Origin of the sequence: Nocardioides sp. GXQ0305 (assembly GCF_050880345.1) — a bacterium.
In the GTDB taxonomy this organism is placed as follows: Bacteria; Actinomycetota; Actinomycetes; order Propionibacteriales; family Nocardioidaceae; genus Nocardioides.
In genome coordinates this window covers 689,410-714,892 of sequence record NZ_JBNYXG010000001.1, presented here as the reverse complement: position 1 = coordinate 714,892, position 25,483 = coordinate 689,410, and the positions used below count along the sequence as shown (strand labels likewise).

General features: G+C 71.5%; 18 protein-coding genes and 1 tRNA gene. 7 read left to right on the top strand and 12 right to left on the bottom strand.

Going from position 1 to position 25,483, the window contains the following annotated elements; translation table 11 throughout:
* Window positions 1–16: 16 nt before the first annotated feature.
* Window positions 17–1,168, top strand: coding sequence for a glycosyltransferase family 4 protein (locus ACQ1X7_RS03445; protein WP_432476750.1), 1,152 nt, complete (start codon window positions 17–19; stop codon window positions 1,166–1,168).
* Window positions 1,169–1,206: 38 nt separating this feature from the next.
* Here the strand turns inward: ACQ1X7_RS03445 and ACQ1X7_RS03440 are convergent, their stop codons facing one another.
* The 6 genes from ACQ1X7_RS03440 to ACQ1X7_RS03415 form a co-directional block, all read right to left on the bottom strand.
* Window positions 1,207–2,298, bottom strand: coding sequence for a glycosyltransferase (locus ACQ1X7_RS03440; protein WP_432476749.1), 1,092 nt, complete (start codon window positions 2,296–2,298; stop codon window positions 1,207–1,209).
* Window positions 2,299–2,322: 24 nt separating this feature from the next.
* Window positions 2,323–3,243: a sulfotransferase domain-containing protein gene (locus ACQ1X7_RS03435; RefSeq protein ID WP_432476748.1), complete on the bottom strand. Its 921-nt coding sequence runs from the start codon at window positions 3,241–3,243 to the stop codon at window positions 2,323–2,325.
* 96 nt (window positions 3,244–3,339) lie between these two features.
* Window positions 3,340–5,835, bottom strand: a complete 2,496-nt coding sequence (locus ACQ1X7_RS03430) for a malectin domain-containing carbohydrate-binding protein (RefSeq protein WP_432476747.1) — start codon at window positions 5,833–5,835, stop codon at window positions 3,340–3,342.
* Window positions 5,836–6,029: 194 nt separating this feature from the next.
* Window positions 6,030–8,000: a hypothetical protein gene (locus ACQ1X7_RS03425; protein WP_432476746.1), complete on the bottom strand. Its 1,971-nt coding sequence runs from the start codon at window positions 7,998–8,000 to the stop codon at window positions 6,030–6,032.
* Between the two features lie 293 nt (window positions 8,001–8,293).
* A complete protein-coding gene (locus ACQ1X7_RS03420; RefSeq protein ID WP_432476745.1) occupies window positions 8,294–10,756 on the bottom strand; it encodes a malectin domain-containing carbohydrate-binding protein in 2,463 nt (820 codons plus the stop codon).
* A 266-nt stretch (window positions 10,757–11,022) separates the two neighbouring features.
* A complete protein-coding gene (locus ACQ1X7_RS03415) occupies window positions 11,023–11,724 on the bottom strand; it encodes a 50S ribosomal protein L25/general stress protein Ctc (RefSeq protein WP_432476744.1) in 702 nt (233 codons plus the stop codon).
* Between the two features lie 219 nt (window positions 11,725–11,943).
* Here ACQ1X7_RS03415 and pepN point away from each other — a divergent pair, with 219 nt between their 5' ends.
* Window positions 11,944–14,352: an aminopeptidase N gene (gene pepN, locus ACQ1X7_RS03410; RefSeq protein WP_432476743.1), complete on the top strand. Its 2,409-nt coding sequence runs from the start codon at window positions 11,944–11,946 to the stop codon at window positions 14,350–14,352.
* Between the two features lie 172 nt (window positions 14,353–14,524).
* Here the strand turns inward: pepN and ACQ1X7_RS03405 are convergent, their stop codons facing one another.
* Window positions 14,525–15,496, bottom strand: coding sequence for a ribose-phosphate diphosphokinase (locus ACQ1X7_RS03405; protein ID WP_432476742.1), 972 nt, complete (start codon window positions 15,494–15,496; stop codon window positions 14,525–14,527).
* Between the two features lie 42 nt (window positions 15,497–15,538).
* Entirely contained in the window at window positions 15,539–17,023 is a 1,485-nt protein-coding gene (gene glmU, locus ACQ1X7_RS03400) for a bifunctional UDP-N-acetylglucosamine diphosphorylase/glucosamine-1-phosphate N-acetyltransferase GlmU (protein ID WP_432476741.1), read from the bottom strand.
* Between the two features lie 132 nt (window positions 17,024–17,155).
* Here glmU and ACQ1X7_RS03395 point away from each other — a divergent pair, with 132 nt between their 5' ends.
* Window positions 17,156–17,905, top strand: coding sequence for an FkbM family methyltransferase (locus ACQ1X7_RS03395; protein WP_432476740.1), 750 nt, complete (start codon window positions 17,156–17,158; stop codon window positions 17,903–17,905).
* A 17-nt stretch (window positions 17,906–17,922) separates the two neighbouring features.
* On the opposite strand, the gene ACQ1X7_RS03390 is transcribed toward ACQ1X7_RS03395, so the two are convergent.
* A tRNA-Gln gene (locus tag ACQ1X7_RS03390) sits at window positions 17,923–18,001 on the bottom strand.
* A 544-nt stretch (window positions 18,002–18,545) separates the two neighbouring features.
* On the opposite strand from ACQ1X7_RS03390, the gene ACQ1X7_RS03385 reads away from it, so the two are divergent.
* Window positions 18,546–19,628, top strand: a complete 1,083-nt coding sequence (locus tag ACQ1X7_RS03385; RefSeq protein WP_432476739.1) for an ATP-dependent DNA ligase — start codon at window positions 18,546–18,548, stop codon at window positions 19,626–19,628.
* A complete protein-coding gene (locus ACQ1X7_RS03380) occupies window positions 19,625–20,161 on the top strand; it encodes a hypothetical protein (RefSeq protein ID WP_432476738.1) in 537 nt (178 codons plus the stop codon). Before ACQ1X7_RS03385 ends, ACQ1X7_RS03380 begins: the two co-directional genes overlap by 4 nt.
* Window positions 20,162–20,714: 553 nt before the next feature.
* On the opposite strand, the gene ACQ1X7_RS03375 is transcribed toward ACQ1X7_RS03380, so the two are convergent.
* A complete protein-coding gene (locus ACQ1X7_RS03375; RefSeq protein WP_432476737.1) occupies window positions 20,715–21,797 on the bottom strand; it encodes a DNA polymerase domain-containing protein in 1,083 nt (360 codons plus the stop codon).
* Window positions 21,798–21,816: 19 nt separating this feature from the next.
* On the opposite strand from ACQ1X7_RS03375, the gene msrB reads away from it, so the two are divergent.
* Window positions 21,817–22,218: a peptide-methionine (R)-S-oxide reductase MsrB gene (gene msrB, locus ACQ1X7_RS03370; RefSeq protein WP_432476736.1), complete on the top strand. Its 402-nt coding sequence runs from the start codon at window positions 21,817–21,819 to the stop codon at window positions 22,216–22,218.
* 162 nt (window positions 22,219–22,380) lie between these two features.
* Here the strand turns inward: msrB and hemQ are convergent, their stop codons facing one another.
* Together hemQ and hemG are read right to left on the bottom strand one after the other, a co-directional pair.
* The gene (hemQ, locus tag ACQ1X7_RS03365) at window positions 22,381–23,109 is read right to left on the bottom strand and encodes a hydrogen peroxide-dependent heme synthase (protein WP_432476735.1); all 729 of its coding nucleotides are present in this window, start codon (window positions 23,107–23,109) and stop codon (window positions 22,381–22,383) included.
* Window positions 23,106–24,461 (bottom strand): protoporphyrinogen oxidase, encoded by a 1,356-nt coding sequence (hemG, locus tag ACQ1X7_RS03360; RefSeq protein WP_432476734.1) that lies wholly within the window; start codon window positions 24,459–24,461, stop codon window positions 23,106–23,108. Before hemG ends, hemQ begins: the two co-directional genes overlap by 4 nt.
* Before the next feature lie 47 nt (window positions 24,462–24,508).
* Here hemG and ACQ1X7_RS03355 point away from each other — a divergent pair, with 47 nt between their 5' ends.
* Complete coding sequence (locus ACQ1X7_RS03355; protein WP_432476733.1) at window positions 24,509–25,480, top strand: DUF4349 domain-containing protein; 972 nt, start codon at window positions 24,509–24,511, stop codon at window positions 25,478–25,480.
* Window positions 25,481–25,483: the final 3 nt, after the last annotated feature.

The following is a 25,483-nucleotide window of genomic DNA, read 5'->3' as shown; positions in this document are numbered from 1 at the left end:
GCCCGGGTCGCGCGGGGTGCCCGCCCGCCTCGCCATCGACGGTCGCTTCCTTCTGCAGGACGTGACCGGGGTGCAGCGCGTCGCGATCGAGTTCGTCCACGCCCTCGACGCCCTGCTCGACGCGGGTCGGTTCCCCGGCCTCGAGGTGGTGGTGTGGGCACCGGCCCGCGGCACCCTCGTCACGAACCCGGACTTCAAGGCCATCGAGCTCCGGCGGGCCGGCCGCCTCTCCTCCCACGCGTGGGAGCAGCTCGAGCTGCCGCGCCTGGTCGGCTCCGACCCGCTCCTCTGCCTGGGCAACCTGGCGCCGCTGGCGCTCTTGCTGGCCGGTCGCGCACCCGTGCACACGATGGTCCACGACCTGTCCTACGCGTACTTCCCGCAGGCCTACAGCCGCAGCTTCCGGGCGCTGTACCGCACCATGATCCCGCTCGTGCTGAGCCGCTCCCGACGGGTGTTCACGGTGTCCCTGAGCGAACGTCTGGCCATCCTGCAGCAGCACCCGCGCCTGATCGGCCCGGACCGCCTGGTGGCCGTCCAGAACGGCGGCGGCGAGGGCGCAGACCGCGCCCGACCCGGCTCAGGCCGGGCCAGCCGGTCACCCGGGCACGACGAGGTGCCCACGCGCGCGGTCCGCGACCGCCGTTGCCTGTACGTCGGCTCGCTCACGCGCCGCAAGAACGCCGAGGGCCTGACCCGTGCCGCCGTGGAGCTGGTGCGCACCACCGACCTCGACTTCGTCTTCGTCGGCGCGACCGGTGCCTCCTTCGAGGCGTCCGGCGTGAGCGTGCCGGCCGAGCTCGCCGACCGGATCCACTTCCTGGGCCAGGTCAACGACCCGGACCTGATCGAGGCCGAGTACCGCCGCGCCAGCGTGTTCCTGTTCCCCTCCCACTACGAGGCCTCCCCGCTGCCGCCGGTGGAGGCGATGCGGTTCGGCTGCCCCGTCGTCGCGGCCGACATCCCGAGCCTGCGGGAGCGGTGTGGCGACGCGGTGGCCTACTGCGACCCGACCGACGTGGCGTCGATGGTGGGCCAGGTGCGTCGGCTGGTCGACGACGAGGCCCACTGGAGCGAGCTCCAGACCGCCGGCCTCGCCCGGGCCGCCGGCTTCTCCTGGGAGACGCAGGCGCTCACCGTGATGGAGCACATCACCGCGTCGTCCTGACCGAGCGGGAGCAGCCCGGTGCAGGGACGCGCCGAGGGTCAGGAGGCGATGCGGACCTGGACGCGTTCGCCGGCGAGCAGCCCGGCGATCGTGTGCTGGAAGGTGCTCGTCGTGTAGTTCAGGGCGTGCCGCCTGATCCGCACCGGGTCGTAGGAGCCGGGCAGCTGCTCGAGCGCCTCGATGAACGCCGTACCGGTCGGCGCCTCGGCGAACACCCCGGTCACGCCCTCGACCATGGAGTCGAGGAAGCCGCCGCCGCGCAGCAGGACGGCGGGCGTGCCGAACCCGAAGCCCTCCACCGGGGTCAGCCCGAAGTCCTCGTGGGACAGCGAGACGACCGCGGCCGCGTTGGCGTACAGCCAGCGCAGCTCGGCGTCGGTGATGTCCTCGAGCCGGGTGACGTGCGGGAGCGCCTCGACCCCGTCGTAGCCCCCGACGACCACGAGGCGGGCCTTTCCGTACCGGCTGACCGCCTCGGCGACGACGTCGATGTGCTTGTAGCCGCGCCCACGGCCGACGCTCAGCAGGAACCCCGGCTCGATCCCCTCCACGGCCTCCTGCGGGTCCGCCGGGTCCAGGGCGCTCGGCGGGTTCACCACGACCGCGTCGATCCCGTAGACCGCCTTGATCCGTCCCGCGACGGTCGTCGAGTTGGCGATGTAGAGGTCGGCCGTCTCGGCCGCCCTCCGGTCCCACCGACGCAGTCGGGGTGAGAGCGACCGCGCGGCGAGCCGGACGTGGCGCGAGCGGTCGTGGAAGTAGTCGTCGGCCTGGTAGAGCCAGCGCGCAGGGTTGTGGCAGTAGACGACCTTGCGAACGCCGGGCGCGATCCGGACGCCGTGGGACCAGCCGGAGCTGCTGCACACGACCGCGGAGACGTCGTCGACCACCATCCGGTCCCAGGCCCCCGCGAGCAGCGGGAAGGCGCGTCGCGGGTCCTGCCGCAGCGCGCCGTAGCGCTGCAGGTGCGAGGTGCGCACGTGGTGGTCCCCGAAGCCGGAGAAGGTGCTGTCCGGCTCGTGGAGCGAGGTGAGGAGCTCCGATCCCGGGAACGCCTCCAGGAGTGTGAGCGCGACCCGCTCAGCTCCCCCTCGCTGCGTGCAGTAGTCGTGCGCGACGCTGACCCTCATGGTGATTCCCCCCGTTTCCCTCGGTCAGTTCCAGCCCAGGTCCCGGCCGAGCCGCTCGTAGAGCGCCTCGTTGTACGGCCGGTAGTACTCGGCGAGCCGGGCCTTGGTCCCGGGATCGATCGGCGGCTTCGACCGCTCGTTGTAGGTCTTGAGGTCGACCTCGGGGCACTCCCGCAGGCCGAGGAACCGCTGGACCCGGAGGAACTCCCCGGCCGGGTCGGCGTACATGTCCTCGGCGCGCAGCACCAGCACCTGGTCGGCGGGATAGGTGTCCAGCCAGACCGGGAGGTGCTCGACGTACCGGCCGCGGGCCAGGTAGGTGAACTGGTCGTGCTCGAGGGAGTAGTACGTCGGGTCGGTGCGCAACCGGTCGTGGTCGACGGTCGCCAACCGGTCGGGCTCGGCCTCGAGGGCGGCCTCGAAGGTCGGCAGGGTCTCGGTCCCGGCCGCCACCCGGTCCCAGTAGTTGGAGTAGGCGCGGCTGACGGGGTTGCGCAGGACCGCGATGATCTTGGCGTCCGGCACGACCGACCGCGCCCGCTCCGCGGCCGCCGGGTGGAACATGTAGTAGGGACTGGCCTCGCCCACCACGGCTCCCGGGTGCCGGGCCCGCACTCCCTCGGTGGGGAAGTGCCCCCGATACCAGTCGACGCCCTCGTGGAAGCTGATGTCGAAGAAGTGGGCGCTCTTCAGCGGCTGGAAGGACGGGAACATGCGCAGGTTGTCCGGGTGCTGGATCAGCCAGTTCGTCAGCGAGGAGGTGCCGCCCTTCTTGGCCCCGATGATGAGGTAGTCCGGGAGGGGCCGCCTGGCTCCGGTCCGGGACCCGTACAACCGCACGGCCGACTTCACGGCGAGCTGCGCCGGCCTCGGAGTGGCTCGTCGGACGGCCCGGACGGGCCGGGGCATCTCCACCCCACGGACGGGGGCGTAGTTCTGGGACATGCGGCGTCCTTCCACGACGTCGGATGAGGAGAACGGGTGGACCCCGGACCGGTGCGGCAGCATGTGGGGTTACCGCCGCACCGGCCGGGAGTCAGGTCACGGTGCGTGGAGGAAGAGGCTTCCGCTCCCCCAGTTCCGACCGTCCACGGTCGGTCCGCTGATCACCGTGCTGGCTCCGGCGACGTTGCCGTCCTGCCACTGCACCGAGCGCAGGTTGCCGTCGCTGTTGCTGGCGTAGTAGAGTTTGCCGTTGGCCAGGAAGCCACCGGTCACCCTGCTCCAGTCGATCCCGGACCCGGTGTTCGGCGCCGTGAACCGCACCGCACCGACGACCGTGCTCTCCGGCGTGAAGTACCGGTAGTAGAGCTGGTTCTGGCCCCGGAGCGTGAAGTACATCCGACCGGTCGTCCCGTCGAACCACATGCCGCGGATCGCCCCGAGCTCGGAGGAGAAGGCGGTCAGGCCGTAGAGGTTGATGTTCCTCACGGTCCCGAACGTGGTCCCGTTGAACGGCCGCCAGGTGAACGTGCCGTCCGCCCAGCCGGTGTAGAGCCGGCCGTCGGCCATGAACGAGCCGCGGGCGCTGCTCCAGTCGACCCCACCGTTGGGCACCTGGGTGGTGGACGTCGCCGCGCTCTCGGTGAGGGCGGTGCGGAAGACGTCGTCGGTGCTGTTGTCGACCGGCGTGATGTCGGTGCGGACGATCTCGATCGCGCTGACGAGCGGGTTCTCGACGACGTGGGAGAAGTCGATGTCCACGTTGCCGTCGCTGGTGATGTCGAACGCCCGCATCGTGCCGCGCGAGTGGGCGCCGGCGTCGGCCACGATGTCGTAGTTGTCCAGGACCGTCGTGCCGTCCACGGCGACGTCGAAGACCCGCTGGCCGACCTGGCTGGTGCCGCTGTACCCGTTGGCGAAGTACAACCGGACCTGGAGCGGCAGACCCGGGTCGACCGGGAAGTTCCACTCCATCCTCGGGTCACCGTTCGGGTCCCACCGCTCGTCGCTGAAGACCTCGGTCGGGGTGGACGCCGGCACGGCAGCCGTCCGGGTGAAGGCCTGGGTCCAGGTCGACGCGTTGCTGCCGCTGGTGCGCAGCGGGTTGGACCCTGCCTGGTCGGCGGACCAGTCGGCGTACCCGTCGCTCGACGGGATGGCCGGTCCACCGGTGTTGACCCGGTACAGGTACGGGCTCGGCCCGGTCGGCACGTTCGTGGTGCCGACGGTGTAGGCGTTGCCCGGGAGCGAGCCGGTGTTGTCGGGCGGCAGCACCTTGCCGCCGGTGAGCGGCAGGAAGCCCATCCGCCCGGTCGTCTCGTTGCCGAGCGTGTCGCCGTCGTGGCCGACCCAGAGTCCGTCAGCCACGGACTCGAAGCGGTTCACGCCCCACTTCAGGGGCAGCTTGCCGGCGTTGAACATGAACGGCAGCCCGTTGCGCGGGTCCAGCGCCGCCATGCCCTTGCGGCCCACGGCCCCGGGACCAACCGCGTCACCGACGAACGGGCTGTTCGCCCACCGGAAGTGGCCGCCGATGAAGACCGCAGCACCGGTGACGTGGACGGCGCTGGTCGTGTCGCCACCCATGTAGTCGACCCAGGTCGGCTGCTGGTTGGGCCCGGAGCGGTTCATCTCCCAGCGCGCGATCGTGTCGCACAGGGTGCCGGAGTTGACCCCACCGTTGAAGGCGCCGCCGGTGCCGATCACGAAGTACTGCCCGTCCGGCGAGACGTCCAGGCCGAGGGTGTACGTCGGGAAGTTCTGGTGGCAGGTGGTCGAGTACCGGTTGGTCGACCAGTCGGTCACCGACGCCTGTGCGCCGCTGGTGTCGAGCATCGCCACCTGGACCCGCGACTGGCCCGACACGTTGCGGAAGTTGCCGATCGCCACCAGCCGGGACCCGTCCGGGGTCATCGCGAAGCGCTCCACGCCGACGCCCCGGTTGCCCGTGGGGATCGAGGCGGTCGTGGTGTCGCGGAAGACGTCGGTGAAGGTCACCTGGTCGAGGTGGTCGGTCAGCGCCCCGGTCGTCGGGTTGAGGGCCACCAGACCGACGTGCGGCTGCCCGCCGGCGGTCTTGAAGTAGCCGCCGACGTACAGCCGGCCGTTGGCCAGGTGCAGGTCGGTGACGATGTTGTCGAAGCCCGGTGAGTCGAACGTCGCGACGACCTGACCGGTGTTGACGTTGATCCGGGCGACCCGGTTGGTCGCTCCCACGCCGCTGACGTTGGTGAACTGTCCCCCGACGTAGACGGTCTGGCCGTCACCGGCCGGGATCACGTCCCAGACGCGGGTGGCGATGTTGGGCTGGAACGTGGTGCTGACGGTGCCGCTGGAGTTGAACGCGAAGATGTTGGTGCGGCCCAGGGTGGTGCCGTTGCGCTGGCGCACCTGGGTGAAGCTGCCGCCGGCCACGGTCGTGTTGCCGACCGTGGCGGTCCCGAAGACACCGGCCCCGTCCAGGACGAACGGCACCGAGTCGGACGGGTTGGTCGACGCCACCCGGTCGTGCTGGACACCGGCGAACACGGGCGACATGGTGCACAGCAACAACGCCGCCACCGCTCCGACACCGAACTTCCTGGACCACTGCATCTCGGAACCCCCCAGTTCCCGGGGCGCTCGTGCGCCCGACGGACGGCGTTGCCCCCACGCCTCGCCGCAATCACGCCGAGTGCCGACGCCTCTCGCAGCAACCCATAGTCTGCGCGGCAAGCACCGACGGTGCCTGCCCAAGGTTGGTGATATTGCTCGACGACCTCGGCGCCGGCCCAGGCAGGCTCCTCAGGTCACGGCGCCTGGAGGAAGAGGGTGCCGCTCCCCCAGTTGCGGCCGTCGACGGCCGGCCCACTGATCACCGTGCTGGCACCGGTGGGAAGGCCGCCCGAGGGGCCGTTGTCCTGCCACTGCACCGACCGCAGCGCGCCGTCGATGTTGCTGCCGTAGTAGAGCCTGCCGTTGGCCAGGAAGCCTCCGGTGACCCTGCCCCAGTCGATGCCGGTGCCGGTGTTCGGAACGGTGAACCGCACGCCGCCGACCGTGCTGCTGTCCGGCGTGAAGTACCGGTAGTACAGCTGGTTCTGGCCGCCGATCGTGTAGTACATCCGGCCGGTGACCCGGTCGAACCACATCCCGCGGATGTTCGCGAGGTCGGCGGAGAACGCCGTCAGGTCGTGCAGGTCGACCGTGGTCGGGGCTCCGAGGGTGGTCCCGTTGAAGGACCGCCGGGTGAGCGTGCCGTCCGCCCAACCGGTGTACAGCCGGCCGTCGGTCATGAACGCGCCCCGGGCGCTGCTCCAGTCGACCCCACCGTTGTTCACCTGGGTGGTCGACGTCGCCGACGTCCCGGTGAGGCTGGTGCGGAAGAGGTTGTCGTTGCCCTGCGCCCCGCCCAGGTAGGCGTTGCCGGGCAGCGAGCCGGTGTTGTCGGCCGGCAGCAGCCGGCCGCTGGCCCGTGGCAGCAGGCCCATCCGCCCCGTGGTCTCGTTGCCCAGGGTGTCACCGTCGTGGGCCACCCAGAGGCCCTCGGCCGTGGAGACGAAGCGCATGACGCCCCAGCGCAGCGGCAGCTTGCCGGCGATCCAGTTCAGCGGCAGGCCGTTGCGCGGGTCGAGCGCGGCCATGCCCTTGCGGTCCACCGACCCCGGACCACGTCTGTCGCCGACGAACGCGCTGTTGACCCAGCGGAAGTGGCCACCGATGTAGACCGCCGAGCCGGTGGCATGGATGGCGTTGGTGGTGTCACCCGCGAGGTAGTTGACCCAGGTCGGCTCCTGGTTGGGACCGGACCGATTCGTCTCCCAGCGGGTGTTGGTGTCGCAGAGCACCCCGGTCGCGGCGCCGCCGAAGAACGCGCCGCCGGTGCCGATCACGAAGTACTGCCCGTCCGGCGAGAAGTCGATGGCCAGGGTGTAGGTCGGGAAGTTCTGGTGACAGGCCGGGGAGAACCGGGTGGTCGACCAGTCGGTGAGCGCGGCCTGCGCACCGCTGGTGTTGATCATCGCCACCTGGACGCGCGACTGGCCCGAGACGGTGCGGAAGTTGCCGATCGCGACGAGCCGGGAGCCGTCCGGAGTCATCGAGAACTTCTCGACGCCCACACCCCGGTTGCCGGTGGGGATCATGGCGTTCGGGCTGTCCCGGTAGACGTCGGTGAAGGTGATCGGGTCCAGGTGGTCGGTCAGGGCGCCGGTCGTGGGGTTGAGCGCCACGAGGCCGACGTGCGGCTGGCCGCCGGCGTTCTTGAAGTAGCCGCCGACGTAGAGCCGGCCGTTGGCCAGCTCCAGGTCGGTCACGATGTTGTCGAACCCGGGCGAGCGGAACGTGGACATGACCTGGCCGGTGTTCACGTTGACCCGTGCCACGCGGCTGGTCCCGCCGGCGCCGTTGACGTTGTTGAACTGGCCCCCGATGTAGACGCTCACGCCGTCACCGGCCGGGATGATGTCCCAGACCCGCAGGGCGATGTTCGGCTGGAACGTGGTGCTGACCGCTCCTGCCGAGTCGAAGGCGAAGATGTTCGTGCGGTTCAGCGTCGTGCCGTTGCGCTGACGCACCTGGGTGAAGCTGCCGCCGGCGACGGTCGTGCCGCCGACCGTCGCGATGCCGAACACCCCAGCCCCGTCGAGCACCATCGGCACGGAGTCCGACGGGTTGGTCGAGACCACCCGGTCGTGCTGGACACCCGCGAACACGGGCGACATGGTGCACAACAGCAACGCCGCCACCGCTCCGAGGCCGAACTTCTGTGACCACTGCATGCGGAACCCCCAGTTCCCGGGGCGCTCGTGCGCCCGACGGCGTTGCCCCCACGCCATGCCGCGATCACGCCGGGTGTCGTCGTCTCTCGCGACAAATTCACAGTCTGCGCGGCAACCAGCACGGCTGCCTGCCCAAGGTTGGTGATATTGCCCGGCGATGCCGGCTACGGCCGCACTGCCCGCAAGCGCGAGCTCACCCGGCGCCAGGGGAGCCGGGTGAGCAGGCGGATGGATGGGCCCGGTCCGGTGCAGCAGCATGTGGGGTTGCCGCGGCACCGGCCGGGAGTCTCAGGTCACGGCGCGTGGAGGAAGAGGGTTCCGCTCCCCCAGTTCCGGCCGTCCACCGTCGGTCCGCTGATCACGGTGCTGGCCCCGGCGACGTTGCCGTCCTGCCACTGCACCGAGCGCAGCGCGCCGTCGGTCCTGTTGCTGTAGTAGAGCTTGCCGTTGGCGAGGAACCCGCCGTTGACCCTGCTCCAGTCGATGCCCGTCCCGGTGTCCGGGGCGGTGAACCGCACCGCACCGACGACCGTGCTCTCCGGCGTGAAGTACCGGTAGTAGAGCTGGTTCTGGCCCCGGATGGTGAAGTACATCCGGCCGTTGGTCCGGTCGAACCACATGCCCCGGATGCCCGGGAGCTCTCCCGCGAACGCCGTCAGGTCGTTCAGGTCGATGTTCCTCACGGTCCCGAACGTGGTCCCGTTGAACGGTCGCCAGGTGAACGTCCCGTCGGCCCAGCCGGTGTAGAGCCGGCCGTCGGCCATGAACGAGCCCCGTGAGCTGCTCCAGTCGATCCCGCCGTCCGCCACCTGGGTGGTCGAGGTCGCCGCCGACTCGGTGAGGGCGGTACGGAAGACGTCGTCGACACCGTCGGGCGGCGGCGTGACGTCGGTCCGGATGATCTCGATCGCGCTGACCAGCGGGTTCTCGACCACGTGGGAGAAGTCGATGTCCACGTTGCCGTCGCTGGTGATGTCGAACGCCTTCATGGTGCCCCGCGAGTGGGCGCCGGTGTCGGCGACGATGTCGTAGTCGTCGAGGACGGTCGACCCGTCCAGGGCGACGTCGAACACGCGCTGGCCGACCTGGCTGGTGCCGTCGTACCCGTTGGCGAAGTAGATCCGGACCTGGAGCGGCAGGCCGGCCTCCGCCGGGAAGTTCCACTCCATCTTCGGGTCACCGTTGGGGTCCCAGCGCTCGTCGTTGAACACCTGCGTCGGCGTGCTCGCGGGGACCTCGGGCGTCCTGCTGAAGCCCTGGCCCCAGCCCGCGCTGTTGCTGCCGTTGGTCCGCAGCGGCGAGTCCCACCCGTCGTCCGCGGCCCAGTCGTCGTAGGCGTCGTTCGAGGGCAGCGCGGGTCCGCCGGCGTTGACCCGGTAGAGCACCGGGCTGGGACCGGTCGGCGCGGCCTGGCTGCCCGCGAGGTAGGCGTTGCCCGGGAGCGAGCCGGTGTCGTCGTCCGGCAGCACCTTGCCGCCCGTGAGCGGCATCAGGCCCATCCGCCCGGTGATCTCGTTGCCCAGGCTGTCGCCGTCGTGGGCGACCCAGAGGCCCGCGCCGGTGGAGGTGAACCGGTTGACACCCCAGCGCAGCGGCAGCTTGCCGGCGTTGAACATGAACGGCAGGCCGTTGCGCGGGTCGAACGCGGCCATCCCCTTGCGGCCGACGGAGCCGGGCCCGGCAGAGTCCCCGGTGTAGGGGGTGTTGGCCCACCGGAAGTGGCCGCCGGCGTAGACCGCCGAGCCCGTGATCTCCACGGCGGTGACGCTGTCGCCCCCGATGTAGTCGACCCAGGTCGGCTGCTGGTCGGGACCGGAGCGGTCGATCTCCCACCGGGAGACCGAGTCGCACAGGGTGCCGGAGCTGACCCCACCGGAGAACGCACCGCCGGTGCCGACCACGAAGTACTTCCCGTCGGGCGAGATGTCCAGGCCCATGGTGTACGTCGGGAAGTTGGGGTGGCAGCCCGACGCGAACCGACTGGTCTGCCAGTCGGTCACGGTGGCCTGGGCCCCGCTCGTGTCGAGCATCGCCACCTGCACGCGCGACTGGCCGCCGACGGTGCGGAAGTTTCCGATCGCCACCAGCCGCGACCCGTCCGGCGTCATCGAGAACCGCTCCACGCCGACGCCGCGGTTGCCGGTCGGGATCGAGGCGCTCGAGGAGTCGTGGAAGACGTCGGCGAAGGTCACCTGGTCGAGGTGGTTGGTCACGGCCCCGGTGGTGGGGTTGAGCGCGACCAGGCCGGTGCGCGGCTGCCCGCCGACGGTCTTGAAGTAGCCGCCCACGTAGAGCCGGCCGTTGGCCAGGTGCAGGTCGGTCACGATGTTGTCGAAGCCCGGCGACCGGAAGGTCGACATGACCTGGCCGGTGTTCACGTTGATCCGGGCGACCTTCCCCGTGGCGCCGGCCCCGTTGACGTTGTTGAACTGCCCACCGACGTACACGCTCACGCCGTCGCCGGCCGGGATCACGTCCCAGACCTTCAGCGCGACGTTGGGCTGGAACGTGGTGCTGACGGTGCCGCTGGAGTTGAAGGCGAAGATGTTGTTGCGGGTGAGCACGGTGCCGTTGCGCTGACGCACCTGGGTGAAGCTGCCGCCGGCCACGGTCGTGTTGCCGACCGTGGCGATCCCGTAGACACCCGCGCCGTCCTCGACGACCGGCACCCAGTCGGCCGGGTTGGTCGCGGCGACCCGGTCGTGCTGGACGCCTGCGTACACAGGTGAGAGAGAAGTGACGAGCGCGGCTGCCACCAGCCCTGCTCCGAACCTCGTGGACCAGTGCATCTCGAGCCCCCCTTGCTTCCCGGCGCACTCTGCGCCCGGCCGACGGCGTGGCCCCACGCCTCGCCGCAACCGCCACCGGAGGCCCGGGGTCGCTCGCAGCGAGCACAGTCTCAGCCGAGGACGGGGAGGGGTGCCTGCCCAACCTTGGTGAAGTTCCCGACTGATTTGCGGGCCGGGAGATGCCGCTGGCCCGGTCCGTGACGGACCGGGCCAGCGCGTGGTGGGTGGGGGCGTCAGGCGTCCTCGGAGCGGCTCTCGTCGGCGGATCCCTCGGCGTCGCCGGCCGCGGTGTCCTCGCCCTCGGCGGCGGCCTCGGCCTCCTCCTCGTGCTCCTCGCGCTCGATGCCGGCCTCGGCCTCGGCCTCCTCGAGCTCGGCCTCCAGGGCCTCCTCGGACATCTGCTGGGTCACGTTGACGATCAGCAGCTCCTCGTCGGCCAGCAGGGTCGTGCCCGAGGGCAGCTCGAGGTCCTGGGCGTGGATCTGGGTGCCGACCTCGGCGCCCTCGACGGAGACCTCGAAGTACTCGGGGATGTGGGTGGCCTCGGCCTCGACCGACACCACGGCGCTCTCGGTCACGACCAGGGTCTCCGGGGCGGCGTCGCCGACCACGTGGATCGGGACGTCGACGGTGACCTTCTCGCCCTTCTTCACCAGCACGAAGTCGACGTGCTCGATGTGGCGGGTGATCGGGTCGATCTGCACCTGCTTGGTCAGGCCGAGCTGGGTCTTGCCCTCGATGTCGATCTCGAGCAGGGCGTTGGCGCCGCCGTGCTTGAGCGCGAGCATCGTGTCGTGGCCCGGCAGCGTCAGGTGCAGCGGCTTGTCGCCGTGGGTGTAGAGCACCGCGGGGACCTTGTCGTCGCGGCGGATGCGGCGGGCGGCACCCTTGCCGAACTCGGTGCGCTGCTCGGCGGTGATCTTCTCGGCGGCCATGTCGGTCGTGCTCCTCGTTCTCGTCTGTCGTCGGGGCCCGGGACGAGAGACGCCGCGCGACAGCGCGGCGGTGGAGCCGGCCCTGTCGATCACGGATCCGCCGGAGCGGGTCCCTCGCCGAGGCAACCCGACGATCCTAGGCGAGCGGGTGGCCGGTGGGCCAATCGCCGTCCGGGGCCGGGAGGCACCGGGCCGGTCGACCTGTCTAGGGTCGCTGGCATGTCGCTGACCCTCGCGGAGGCGCGGACCCGGGCCGCCCTGCTCTCGGACGTCTCCTACCGGCTGCACCTCGACCTGACCGACCGGGAGACCTTCGGCGTGCGGGCGGAGGTGTCCTTTGCGTGCGCCCAGCCCGGTGCGGGCACCTTCCTGGAGCTGGCCGACGCCCGGGAGGTGCTGGTCGACGGACTTCCGGCCACGTCGTACGACGGCCGCCGGATCGCGCTCGACGACCTCGGGCCGACCAACGTCGTCACCGTCGAGGCACGGGTTCCGTACGTGACCGACGGCGACGGCATGCACACCTTCACCGACCCGGCCGACGGCGAGACCTACGTGTCGGCGTACGTCGGCATGGACATCTGCCACCGGGTGTTCCCGTGCTTCGACCAGAACGACCTCAAGGCGCCGGTGTCGATGACCGTCACCGCCCCGGAGGGCTGGACGGTGCTGGGGAACGGGCGCGTCGTCCGGCAGGAGGGCGGGAGCTGGGAGTTCGCCACGACGCCACCCATCCCGCTGCCGATGTTCGTCGTCTGTGCCGGCCCCTGGCACTCCCGCACGTGGGAGCACGCCGGCCTGCCCTTCGGCTGGCACGCGCGCGCGTCGCTGGCGGGCCAGCTGGACCGGGACCTCACCGAGCTGCGCACGGTCACCGAGGCGTGCTTCGACCACTACGCGACGACGTTCGCCGAGCCGTACGCGTTCGACTCCTACGACCAGGCGTTCGTCCCCGGCCAGAACTGGGGCGCGCTCGAGACCCCGGGCTGCGTCACCTACCGCGACGAGATCCTCCCGGTCGGCACCCCCACCGACGGCGAGCGCCGGCGTCGGGCCACCGTGATCGCCCACGAGATGGCCCACATGTGGTTCGGCGACCTGGCGACGATGACCTGGTGGGAGGACACCTGGCTGCAGGAGTCCTTCGCCGACTACATGGGCTTCCGGGTGGCCGACGAGGCAGCCGGCTTCCACGGGAACTTCGTCGACTTCTCGATCGGCCGCAAGGTCAACGCCTACGTCGCCGACGAGCGCCGGTCCACCCACCCGATCGCACCGCTGGCCGAGGAGGTGCCCGACGTCGACGCCGCGCTCAACAACTTCGACGCGATCTCCTACGCCAAGGGCAACTCCGCGCTGCGACAGCTGGTGACCTGGCTCGGCGACGACGACTTCCGCGCCGGGGTCGACGGCTACTTCGCGCGGCACCGGTTCGGCAACACCACCCTGGCCGACTTCGTCGCGGCCCTCGACGCGGCCACCGACCGCGACGTGACCGCCTGGGTGGAGTCGTGGCTCCGGACGACCGGGTTCGACACGATCCGGGCCATCCGTGACCCCGACGGCGTCACCCTGACCAGGGAGGGATCCCGGCCGCACCGGTTCTCCGTCGTGACGTACGACGAGACCCTCGCGCCGTCCGAGGTCCGCCTGGTCGACCTCGGCGCGGAACCGGTGCGGCTGCCCGCGGCGGCGGTCGTCGTGCCCAACGCCGGAGGCGAGACCTTCGCCCGGCTGCGGCTCGACGAGCTGTCGTGGGAGGTGCTCGCGGGCGACCTGGCGTCGGTGCCCGACGACAGCACCCGGGCGATCGTGTGGAGCACGGCCTTCGACATGGTCCGCTGCGGCGACCTCCGGCCCGAGGAGTTCCTGGGCCTGCTCACCCGCCACCTGCCGCGGGAGCGGCGGGTCGGGATCGTCGAGGGGGTGCTGGCGTGGTCCCTCGGGACCCTGGTCCCCCGCCACCTCGCGCCCGACGAGGTCGCCGACGCGGTGGCCCAGGTGGCGGCGGCCTGCGAGACCGGCCTCGCCTCGGAGCCCGACCGACCGGTGGCGGTGTCGCTGACGCTGGGCCTGGCCCGGACCACGCCCGACCCGGTGCTGCTCCAACGGTGGCTGCTCGACCGACGGACCCACACCGGAATGCCGGTCGAACCGGACCTGCGCTGGACCGCGATCCACCGGCTGGCCGCGCTGGGCGAGATCGGCGTCGACGAGATCACCGACGAACGACTCTCCGACGGCACCATCACCGGCGTCCTCGGCGCCGCGACGGCGCTCGCTGCGCTGCCGACGCCGGACGCCAAGGCGGTGACGTGGGAGAAGCTGACTGCCGAGCCCGTGCTCTCCAACCGTGAGTTCACCGCAACCGCCGCCGGCTTCTGGAACGCCGAGCAGACCGCGCTCGTCCACCCCTACGTCGAGCCCTACCTGAGCGAGCTGCTCGCGCTGGCGGCCACCCGCGGCCAGGCGTTCTCGCACCTGGTCGCCCGCGCGTTCCCCGCCGTCCCGCTGCTCGACGAGCACGTCACGGCACTGGAGCACGCACTCGCCGGCGAGGTGCCCACGGTGCTGCGGCGCGGCTGGGAGGACACCCTCGACGACCTGCTCGCCGCGCGCGGCCGCTGACCGACGTACGGTCGGGCGATGGCGACCGTCCGACCTGGGGGTGGACGGACGGCGTGGGCAGCGTCGGTTTCCCCGCCTGAGCGGGGAAACCTGCACCTGGAGGGGGAAACTTCGGCCGCCAGGTACCAGTTTCCCCGCCTGAGCGGGGAAACCGACAGGCCCGCCGCGAGCCCTACGCCTGGCCGTCGAACATGCTCGTGACCGACCCGTCCTCGAAGACCTCGCGGATGGCGCGGCTGATGAGCGGGGCGATCGACATGACGGTCAGCTTGTCGAACTGACGCTCGGAGGGGATCGGCAACGTGTTGGTGACGATCACCTCCGTCGCGGGGGAGTTCTTGAGCCGGTCGACGGCCGGGTCGGACAGGATCGCGTGGGTCGCGACGATGACCACACCCGCGGCACCGTCGTCCATCAGCGCCTCGGCCGCCTTCACGATCGTGCCGCCGGTGTCGATCATGTCGTCGACGAGGACGCAGATCCGGCCGTCGACCTTGCCGACGACGCGGTTGGCGACGGCCTCGTTGGGACGCAGGATGTCGCGGGTCTTGTGGATGAACGCCAGCGGGGCGCCTCCCAGCCGGTGCGACCACTGCTCGGCGACCTTGATCCGGCCGGCGTCCGGGGAGACGACGGCGAGCTTCTCGTGGCCGTACTTCGCCTTGACGTGGTCGGCCAGGATCGGCAGCGCCATCAGGTGGTCGACCGGCCCGTCGAAGAAGCCCTGGATCTGGGCGGTGTGGAGGTCGACCGCGATCAGCCGGTCGGCCCCTGCGGTCTTGAACAGGTCGGCCATCAGTCGGGCCGAGATCGGCTCGCGGCCGCGGTGCTTCTTGTCCTGCCGCGCGTAGCCGTAGAACGGGACCACGACCGTGATCCGCTTGGCCGAGGCCCGCTTCAGCGCGTCGACCATGATCAGGTGCTCCATGATCCACTCATTGATCGGAGCGGTGTGGCTCTGGATCACGAAGGCGTCGCAGCCCCGGACGGACTCCTCGAACCGGACGTAGATCTCACTGTTCGCGAACTCGTACGCCGACGTCGGCACCAGCCCGGTGCCGAGCTGCGCGGCCACCTCCTCCGCGAGCTCGGGATGGGCCCGGCCGCTGAAGACCATCAGGTTCTTCTCGGTGGTCCGCTTCATTCCGGTCACGTCGTGGGGCTCCTGGTTCGCCGGACGGGGGATTCAATCAGGATTGTGACCCACCGGGGGCCGGCTTCCCAAGCCCGGGTCCGCCGAGTGTTCACCGGCCGTTTCGCGGTCCTCCGGGCTCCCCTCGTCCGCCGCCTGCGCGGCCCTCCGCTCGGCGTGGCCCTCGAGGGTCCGCTGCGGGCCGGCGGACACGGCGAGCGCCCCGGGCGGCACGTCCTCCCGGACCACCGTGCCGCCGCCGGTCATCGCCCCGTCGCCGATCGACACCGGCGCCACGAAGGTGTTGTTGGAACCCGTCTTCGCCCCGTCGCCGACCGTGGTGCGGTGCTTCCGCCGGCCGTCGTAGTTGGCGAAGATCGTCCCGGCGCCGATGTTGGTGTCCCGGCCGATGGTGGCGTCGCCGACGTACGACAGGTGCGGCACCTTGGAGCCCTCGCCGATCTCGGCGTTCTTGGTCTCCACGAAGGCACCGATCTTGCCGCCCGCACCCAGCCGGGTCCCGGGACGCAGGTAGGAGAAGGGCCCGACGGTGGCGCCCTCGCCGACCACCGCCAGCTCGCCGTGGGTCCGGACGACCCGGGCGCCCTTGCCGACCTCGCAGTCCTTGAGCGTGGTGTCCGGGCCGATGACGGAGTCCTCGTCCACGGCGGTGGCGCCCAGGAGCTGGGTGCCGGGCAGGATCGTCACGTCGGGCGCGAGGACCACGTCGGTGTCGACCCAGGTGGTCGCGGGGTCCATCACCGTGACGCCGTCGCGCATCCAGCGGGTGACCGTCCGTCGGTTCATCTCGCGCCCGAGCTCGGCCAGCTGGGCCCGGTCGTTGGCGCCCTCGGTCTGCGCGACGTCGTCGATCGGCCACGCACCGACCACCAGGCCGTCCTCCTGGGCCAGCCCCACCGTGTCGGTGAGGTAGTACTCGCCCTTGGCGTTGTCGTTGCCGATCCGCGGGAGGGCGCCGATGAGGAACTCGGCGTCGAAGGCCAGGATCCCGCTGTTGATCTCACGGATCTCCCGCTGCTCCGGGGTGGCGTCCTTCTCCTCGACGATGCCGCGGACCTCGCCGCTGCCGTCACGCAGGACCCTGCCGTAGCCGAACGGCTCCGGGACGACCCCGCTGAGGATGCTCACCGCCCGCTGTGCGGCCTCGTGCTCGGCGACGAACGCCCGGAGGCTGTCTCCCTCCAGCAACGGGGTGTCGCCGTACGCGACCACGACCGTGCCGCTCGGGGGTGCGCTGAGCGCCTCGACCGCGATCCGTACGGCGTGACCGGTGCCGAGCTGGGTCTCCTGGACGGCGAGCACGCACTCGGGCAGCAGCGCCTGCACGTGCGGCCCGACCTGGTGGCGCTGGTGGCCGACGACGGTCACCACCTGCCGCGGGCTCGTCGACTGCACGGCGGCGAGGACGTGGCCGATCATGCTGCGGCCGCAGACCTCGTGCAGGACCTTCGGGACCTTGGACTTCATGCGGGTCCCGCCGCCGGCGGCCAGCACGATCACGGTCACGTCGTCGGGCATGCCGGCCACCCTAGTCGCCGTGCCCGGGGCCCGCGCAGGCCTCGCTCCGGCTCCTCCCCGCGCCGCTCGCGAGCACCTCCTGTGGCGCCAGGCACCCCCGTCTGGTTGGCTGGCGCGAACGCGAGGAGGGTGATGGACGCCGAGAAGCGACTGATCTACGGCATGGACACCACGGTCGTTCGCTTCCACCAGGCCGAGTACTACGTGCCGGACTACGCGCGGCACCGGCCCGTGGCCCAGCGGGTGCTCGGCAAGCGGAAGGTCGCCCGGGCGTTGCACCGGTTCGTGGGCCGGCTGATGGAGCACCGGCCCGGGAGCATGGTGCACGCGGGTGCGTTCTTCGGCGACATGCTGCCGTCGTTCTCACGCAAGACACCCGGCACCGTCCACGCCTTCGAGCCCGTGATCGAGAACTACCTCCTCGCCCAGGCCGTGGTGGAGTCCAACGGCCTCGACAACGTCCGGCTGCTCCACTGCGGGCTCGGGCCGGCAGCGGGCGTCTCGCAGGTCGGCGTGGCGCGCGCCGACCGGCAGAGGCACCTGGGCGGAGCCGCCCGCATCGTGACCGGGGAGACCGAGGACCAGTTCGTGACCCAGCCGACGGCGGTGCTGACCATCGACCAGCTCGGGATCGACGACCTGACCCTGATCCAGCTCGACACGGAGGGGTTCGAGCTGCCGATCCTGCAGGGGGCCGAGGAGGCCATCCGCTCGCAGTCACCGGTGATCGTGATCGAGGACAACAAGGAGAACTGCCGGGAGTACGTCTCGGGGCTGGGCTACGAGGCCGTGGGCCTGCTCCAGGGGGACGCCGTCTACGCCGCGGCCACCCTCGCCCCCGACGTGGCCGAGCTCGTCCGGCAGTCCCGCGGCCAACGGTGAGCCGGGCGCGGGCCATGCTCCCCGGGTAGGAGTCGAACCTACGTCGCTAGTCCTGATTCAAAGTCAGGCGGGCCCTACCGGCAGACCAACCGGGGATAGGTCCCCAAGGCTAGGGCCCGCCCCGCGCGGCAGCACCCACGCCCGGTACGTCGTGCCCGTGGTGGTTTCGAGACGGGCGCAGAGCGCCCTCCTCAACCACCGTCGGGCGGCGCCCGGCTCCGGAGGTCGAGGTGCAAGGGCCGCCAGGCCCGAGCCTCGATACCCGCACCCGTCGGCGGCGCCCGGCTCCGGAGGTTGAGGTGCGAGGGCCGCAAGGCCCGAGCCTCGAAACCCCCGCACCCGCCCAGGACCGGAACCACCGTGGTCGTCGCCCCGGACTGCTCCCGCGGTTTCGAGGCTCGCTCCGCTCGCACCCACCCAAGGCCGGGACCACCGTGGTCGTCGCCCCACACTGCTCCCGCGGTTTCGAGGCTCGCTCCGCTCGCACCTCAACCTCCGACGGCGCCGCCCAGGGCCGGAACCACCGTGGTCGTCGCCCCGGACTGCTCCCGCGGTTTCGAGGCTCGCTCCGCTCGCACCTCAACCTCCGCCGGCGGTTGCTGTTCCGGATCCGGGCCACGGCTCCACTAGCCTCGTGCCCGTGGACCTGCCCGTGATGCCGCCCGTCCGGCCGATGCTCGCCAAGTCGGTCAAGGGTGTGCCCCGCGAGGAGGGGTGGAGCTTCGAGCCGAAGTGGGACGGGTTCCGGTGCCTGGTGTTCAAGGACGGCGACGAGGTCGAGCTCACCAGCCGCAACACCAAGCCGCTCACGCGCTACTTCCCGGAGATCGTCGCCGCCGCGCGTGAGCAGCTGCCCGAGCGCTGCGTCCTCGACGGCGAGCTGTTCGTGGCCGTCGGCAGCCGGCTGGAGTTCGAGGTGCTGCAGGAGCGGATCCACCCGGCCGACTCCCGGGTCCGGTTGCTGGCGGAGGAGACACCGGCCGGGTACGTCGCCTTCGACCTGCTGGCCCTCGGCGACGAGGCGTACGCCGACCGGCCGTTCTCCGAGCGTCGCGCCGCGATGGAGCAGTCGCTCGTCGGCCTCGACGGCCCGTGCCACCTCACCCGCACCACCACCGACCCGGCCGAGGCCGAGGAGTGGTTCGAGCAGTTCGAGGGAGCCGGGCTCGACGGTGTGATCGCCAAGCCGCTGGCCGCGACGTACCAGCCCAACGCCCGCACCATGCTCAAGATCAAGCACGAGCGGACCGCCGACGTCGTGCTCGCCGGCTACCGCGAGCACAAGACATCGACGCCCGAGCGGCCGCTCCTCGGCAGCCTGCTGCTCGGCCTGTACGACGGCGGGAAGCTGCAGCACATCGGCGTCAGCGCGAGCTTCACCGAGAAGCGCCGGGCCGAGCTCATCGAGGAGCTGCAGCCCCTCGTGTGTCCCCTCGGGGAGCACCCGTGGGGTGAGTGGACCGAGTTCCTCGTCGCCAACCCCGGCCGGGTCCCCGGGACCCAGAGCCGGTGGAGCCAGGGCAAGGACCTGTCCTTCGTGCCGCTCCGGCCGGAGCGGGTGCTGGAGGTCAAGTACGACCACATGGAGGGACGCCGGTTCCGGCACACCGCCCACTTCAAGAGGTGGCGGACCGACCGGGATCCGGAGTCCTGCGGATACGAGCAGCTGGAGGAGCCGGTGGGCTACGAACTGGGTAGAATCCTGAGTGGAGGTGCGTCATGACCTACGACGTCGTGCTTCTCGTCGAGAAGGCGCTGACGGCTGCCGACGCCCACCAGGTGCACTCGCTGCACGAGGGCATCGACGACGAGCAGGTCGTCTACCACGTCCTGCTGCCGCTCGAGGACGCCGCAGCCCGGATCGAGTCGGCGATGGGCTCGCTGGCGGCCGGAGAGGTGATCTCCTCCCCCGCGATGGTGATGAGCGACGTCGACATCGAGGCCGTCCGCAAGGACTGCCAGGACCGCTCCGACCACGACCTCAGCATCTGCCTCGAAGCGCTGAAGGCCGACGGCGCGCTCGTGCACGGGACGGTCGTGACCGAGCCGCCGGTCGATGCCCTGGCGCGCTGCGTCGAGGCCGTCGACGGCCGCGAGGCGATCATCCTGACCCGGCCCCACGTAGTGGCGGAGTTCTTCCACGTCGACTGGACCTCACGCGCCCGGCGCAAGATCGGCGTCCCGGTCCTGCACCTCCTCGAGCACGAGACCTTCGACGAGCAGGCAGGTGGCGGCGAGGGCGTCAGCGGGTTCTGACCCGGCGATCTGTTACCCACCCGGTGCGACCCCGTAGGTGTGCGGCACCACCCCGCCCGGTACCGTAGGACCAGTCAGACCCGTGGGACTGACGGCGGCCCGATCCGGGGGGTGAAGGCCGCGCAACCGGTGACCGACGCTGGGGGGCAAACGTCACCGGACACGGGTTCGGGGGCCCGTCGGCCGAGGTCGACGGGCCCTCCATTTCGTCCCGTTACCCCGTGCGCGCACCGTTCTGGCGCGCTGTTACCGAAGTGTGGACGACACGTGGGCGACACGTGGGTGTCATTTGGGAGCCACCCTCCTAGCGTTCATCAGGTCAGATCTCCGTCTCTGACATCTCGCGACCGGGCTGGGGGGCCCTCGCCGCGGGGCTGGTGTTCCCGAACCGGGGGGTTTCGGAATCACCGACAAAACAATGAGGCGTCTTGCCACGGGGGGTGACAAGAAGCCGCAGGGCACGGCACCCGCCCACGGATGCCGTTTCGGGGAGGACCCGTCTGGACTACCAGGCGGGCCCGTCCTCGTTCTGGGGCCCTTCTCGGCGGGTGGGTCAGTCGCCGATCCAGTTCCCGTGCTCGTCCCAGTGCTCGGCGACCTTGCGGCTCGGCTGCACCCGCGGCGGCTCCCCCGGCATCTTCGGGTAGTCAGGCGGGTAGTTCAGCTCGACCTCGCCCTGCTCGCGCCACAGGTCCAGCAACGGCTCGAGGTCGTGCGCGACGTCGTCGATGCCGCGCCACGGGTCACCCTCGGCCACGCGCTCGGGCACCGAGAACACGTGGAAGTCGCGGGGATCGGTGACGCCGGCGAGCTCCTCCCAGGTCATCGGGGTCGAGACCGGGGCGCCCGGGACCGGCCGCAGCGAGTACGCCGAGGCGATGGTGCGGTCGCGGTTGTTCTGGTTGTAGTCGACGAAGATCCGCTCGCCGCGCTCCTCCTTCCACCAGTCGACCGTGACCTGGTCGTCGCGCCGCGCCAGCTCGCGGCCGAAGCCGATGGCGGCGTGCCGGACGTCGGTGAACTCCCACTCCGGGCGGATCCGGACATAGACGTGGACCCCGCGGTTGCCGCTGGTCTTGGGCCAGCCGGTCAGCCCGAGCTCCTCGAGCAGCTCGCGCGCGACGCCGGCCACCCGGACCGCGTCGGAGAACGTCGTGCCCGGCTGCGGGTCGAGGTCGATCCGCAGCTCGTCGGGACGGTCGACGTCGGCGCGGCGTACCGGCCACGGGTGGAAGGTGAGCGTGCCCATGTGCGCGCACCACACCGGCACCGCGATCTCGGTCGGGCAGATCTCCTCGGCCGTCCTCCCGGACGGGAAGGTGATCGCGACCGACTCGAGGTAGTCGGGAGCCCCCTTGGGCACCCGCTTCTGGTAGAACGCCTCCGCGTCGCGGTCCTGGGGCCCGGTCGCCAGCTTCATGCCCGGCCGTACGCCGGAGGGCCACCGCTCCAGTGCGGTCGGCCGGTCGCGCAGCGCCCGCATCAGGCCGTCCTCGACCGAGGCGAAGTACTCCGCGACCATCAGCTTGGTGACCTCGGGCGTCCGCTCGGTCGACTCGTAGATGACCCGGTCCGGCGAGGAGACCCGCACCTCGCGGTCGCCGGCCCGCACCATCGCCGCGGTGGTCTTCGCCATGGTGGCTACGCTAGCGAGCATGAGCTACCAGGTGGAGAAGTCGGACGCCGAGTGGCGGGAGCAGCTCAGCGACGACGAGTACCGCGTACTGCGCGAGGCCGGCACCGAGCGGGCGTTCACCGGTGAGTACACCGACACCGAGACCACCGGCGTCTACCGCTGCAAGGCCTGCCAGGCCAAGCTGTTCGAGTCCGACACCAAGTTCCACTCCGGCTGTGGCTGGCCGAGCTTCTACCAGCCGATCACGGACACCATCGAGTACCTCGAGGACAACACCCTCGGCATGAAGCGGGTCGAGGTCCGCTGCGCCAGCTGCGGCTCCCACCTCGGCCACGTCTTCCCCGACGGATACGGCACCCCGACCGGCGACCGCTACTGCATCAACTCGATCAGCCTCACCCTCGAGCCCGTCGACGGCTGAGGCGGAGGTCGAGGCGCGAAGGCCGCCAGCCTGAGCCTCGAAGCCGCTGGACGCACCGCCCCAGCTCCCTCACCGGGTTTCGACACTCTCCGTCGCGACCTCGCGGGCTCCGTCCCGGTCGCTGCTCAACACCGACGACCCGGTGCGCTGACGCGTCCCGGGTCAGGGCAGTCGGGCCAGCAGGTCGCCGACGGTGGTGCGGGCGCCGGTGAAGAACGGCACCTCCTCGCGCACGTGCCGACGGGCCGTGGAGGCGCGCAGGTGGCGCATCAGGTCGACGATCCGGTGCAGCTCGTCGGCCTCGAAGGCCAGCATCCACTCGTAGTCCCCGAGGGCGAAGCTGGCCACCGTGTTGGCCCGGACGTCGGGGTAGCCGCGCGCCATCTGGCCGTGCTCGGCGAGCATGCCCCGCCGCTCGGACTCCTCGAGCAGGTACCACTCGTAGGACCGCACGAACGGGTAGACGCACACGTGCCGCTTCGGCTCCTCGTCGTCGAGGAACGCCGGGACGTGGCTCTTGTTGAACTCCGCGGGGCGGTGCAGCGCCATCTGGGACCAGACGGGCGCCAGTCGGCGTCCGAACTGGGTACGCCGGAACGCGTTGTAGGCGTCCTGGAGCTCCTCGCTGGACGCGGCGTGCCACCACACCATGACGTCGGCGTCGGCCCGCATCCCGGAGACGTCGTAGACCCCGCGGACCACGACGTCGCCCTCGGCGAGCACCTCGAGCAGGGCCTCCAGGTCGGCCGCCTCGGCCGCGCGGTCGGCGTCGCCGAGCGGGGTCTCGAGCCGGAACACCGACCACATCGTGTAGCGGATGGTCTCGTTGAGCTCCTTGAGCCGGGCGCCCCTCCGCGGACGCGGGGACTCTGCTTCCGTCGTGCTGCTCATGCCTCCATTGTCGCGTGGACGGCCGAGGCGATGACCGCCGGGATGCCGACGCCGTCGTACGCCGCCCCGCAGACCGACAGCCCGGGCACCCGGGCCACGTCGGCTCGGATCCGGGCGACCCGGTCGAGGTGCCCGACGGCGTACTGGGGAAGTGCGCCGCCCCACCGCTGAACGTGGCTGTCGACCGGCCGGGCGGTGATGCCCGCGAGCGCGGCGAGCTCGGCCAGCGAGTCGCTGACCAGCGCGGCATCGGTCCGGTGCAGGGCGGCCTCCTCGCGGTGCCGCCCGACCGAGGTCCGCAGCACCAGCAGGCCGTCCCCGGCCTGCCGGACCCAGTCCCACTTGGCGAACGAGTACGTCGCCGCTTTGATCGCCCGGCCCTCGACCGGTGGGACCAGGAAGCCCGAGGTCCGCGTCGCCGCCAGGTCGCCGAGGTCGTCGGCCCGGAAGGCATGGGTGACGATCGCCATCGAGGCGTACTCGATCGCCGCCAGCTCGCGGGCCGCCACGGGCGCGACGTCGCCGAGCAGCCGGGAGGCCGGCGCCGCCGGGCAGGCCAGCACGACCCGGTCGGCGGTCACCCGCTCCGGGGCGTGTGCGGGGCCGACGGTGAGGCGGTAGCCCCCGGCGACCCGCTCCAGGTGCCGGACGGTCGCCGAGGTGCGGATCTCGACGTCGCGGCGCGCGGCCAGCGCCGCGGGCAGCGTGGTCATCCCGCCGGGGAGGCCAGCGAAGACCGGCGCGTCCGGCACCGGCAGCGCGGCCGCGGCCTCGAGGAGGGAGCCCCGTCCGGCCAGCGCGACCAGCTGCGGCGTGGTCGCTCGGACCGACAGGGACGCCGCGTGGCCGGCGTACACCCCGCCCAGCAGCGGCTCGACCAGCCGGTCGACCACCTCCGGCCCGAACCGCTCCCCCACCAGCGAGGCGACCGACCGGTCCCGGGTCAGGTCGGCCGGCGGCAGCCCCGGCTCACGCCGGACCACCTCCACCGCCCGGTCGTCGAGCACCCCGGAGGCGGCCAGGTCGTCGACGTCGAGCGGAACTCCCATCATCGTGCGCGGCAGCGGGTGGAGCTCGCCCCGGCTCCAGACCGACGACGAGGTGCTGGCCGGGTGGACCACCTCCAGCCCCAGCTCGCGGGCCAGGTCGGAGCCCTCGGGGCGGCGGTGCAGCATCGCCTCGGCCCCCACGTCGACAGGGACCCCGCCGACGGTGGCGCTCCGCAGCTTTCCGCCCACGACGGTGGAGGCCTCGAGCACCAGCACGTCGTGGTCGCCGGCCAGCCGGTGCGCGGCCGCCAGGCCCGCGACCCCGCCTCCGACCACCACGACCCGGCCCCGTCCACTGCTCACCGGGTCAGGGTAGGGAACCGCTCCCGGGTCCCGGTCGTCCGAGCCCCATGAAGACCTCGACTCGCCGCCGGTCCCTGGGCCCCGCCCTCCTGCTCGCGGCCGGGCTCGGCCTCGCCGGCTGCTCCTCCGGCGGGGGTGACGAGGCCATGGACAGCGAGCCGGCCGCCAGCGAGGCCCGCGAGGAGGCGCCGGGAGCCGCGTTCGACGCCGACGGTGGGGAGGACGGCGTGGCCAGGGAGGCGACCGGCAACCTCGACGAGTCGGCGCTCGTCGACCGGGCGGCCGAGGCACCGGAACCCGGCGGCCCGGCCCAGCCCGCTGTCATCCAGACCGGCACCATGACCGTGCAGAGCGACGACGTCGCCACGGCCCGGTTCGACCTCGACAAGGTGGTCGACGCCCACGACGGGTCGATCGCCGACGAGAAGACCACGGCCACCTCCGAGGGCGAGGTCCGGCTCTCCCGCGTGGTGTTGCGGGTCCCGAGCCAGGACTTCGACGCGGCGATGACCGACCTCGCCGAGCTCGGCGAGGTCACCGCGTCGACCCGCAAGGCCGAGGACGTCACGGGCGAGGTGATCGACACCCGCGCCCGGATCCGCGCCCAGGAGCAGAGCCTGGCCCGGGTCGAGGTGCTGTTCAGCCGCGCGGAGGACATCCGCGACATCGTCGTGATCGAGGCCCAGCTGAGCCGCCGGCAGGCCGAGCTCGACTCGCTCAAGGGCCAGCTCGCCTGGCTCGAGGACCAGACGACGTACTCCACCATCACCGTCTACCTGGAGCCCACGCCCGCGCAGGCAGCGGCGGCACCCCAGGACGACGACATCGCGTTCGTCGGCGGCCTGAAGAGCGGCTGGCACGCGCTGAGCGCCCTCGGCGCCGGCCTGGCGACGGTCGGCGGCGCGCTGCTTCCGTTCGCGGTCGTCGGCGTGCTGCTCGGCGTCCCGGTCGTGGTGCTGGTCCGCCGCTGGTTCGCTCGCCACCCACTGCGCCGCCCGGCACCGGCACCGGAGGGCTGAGCC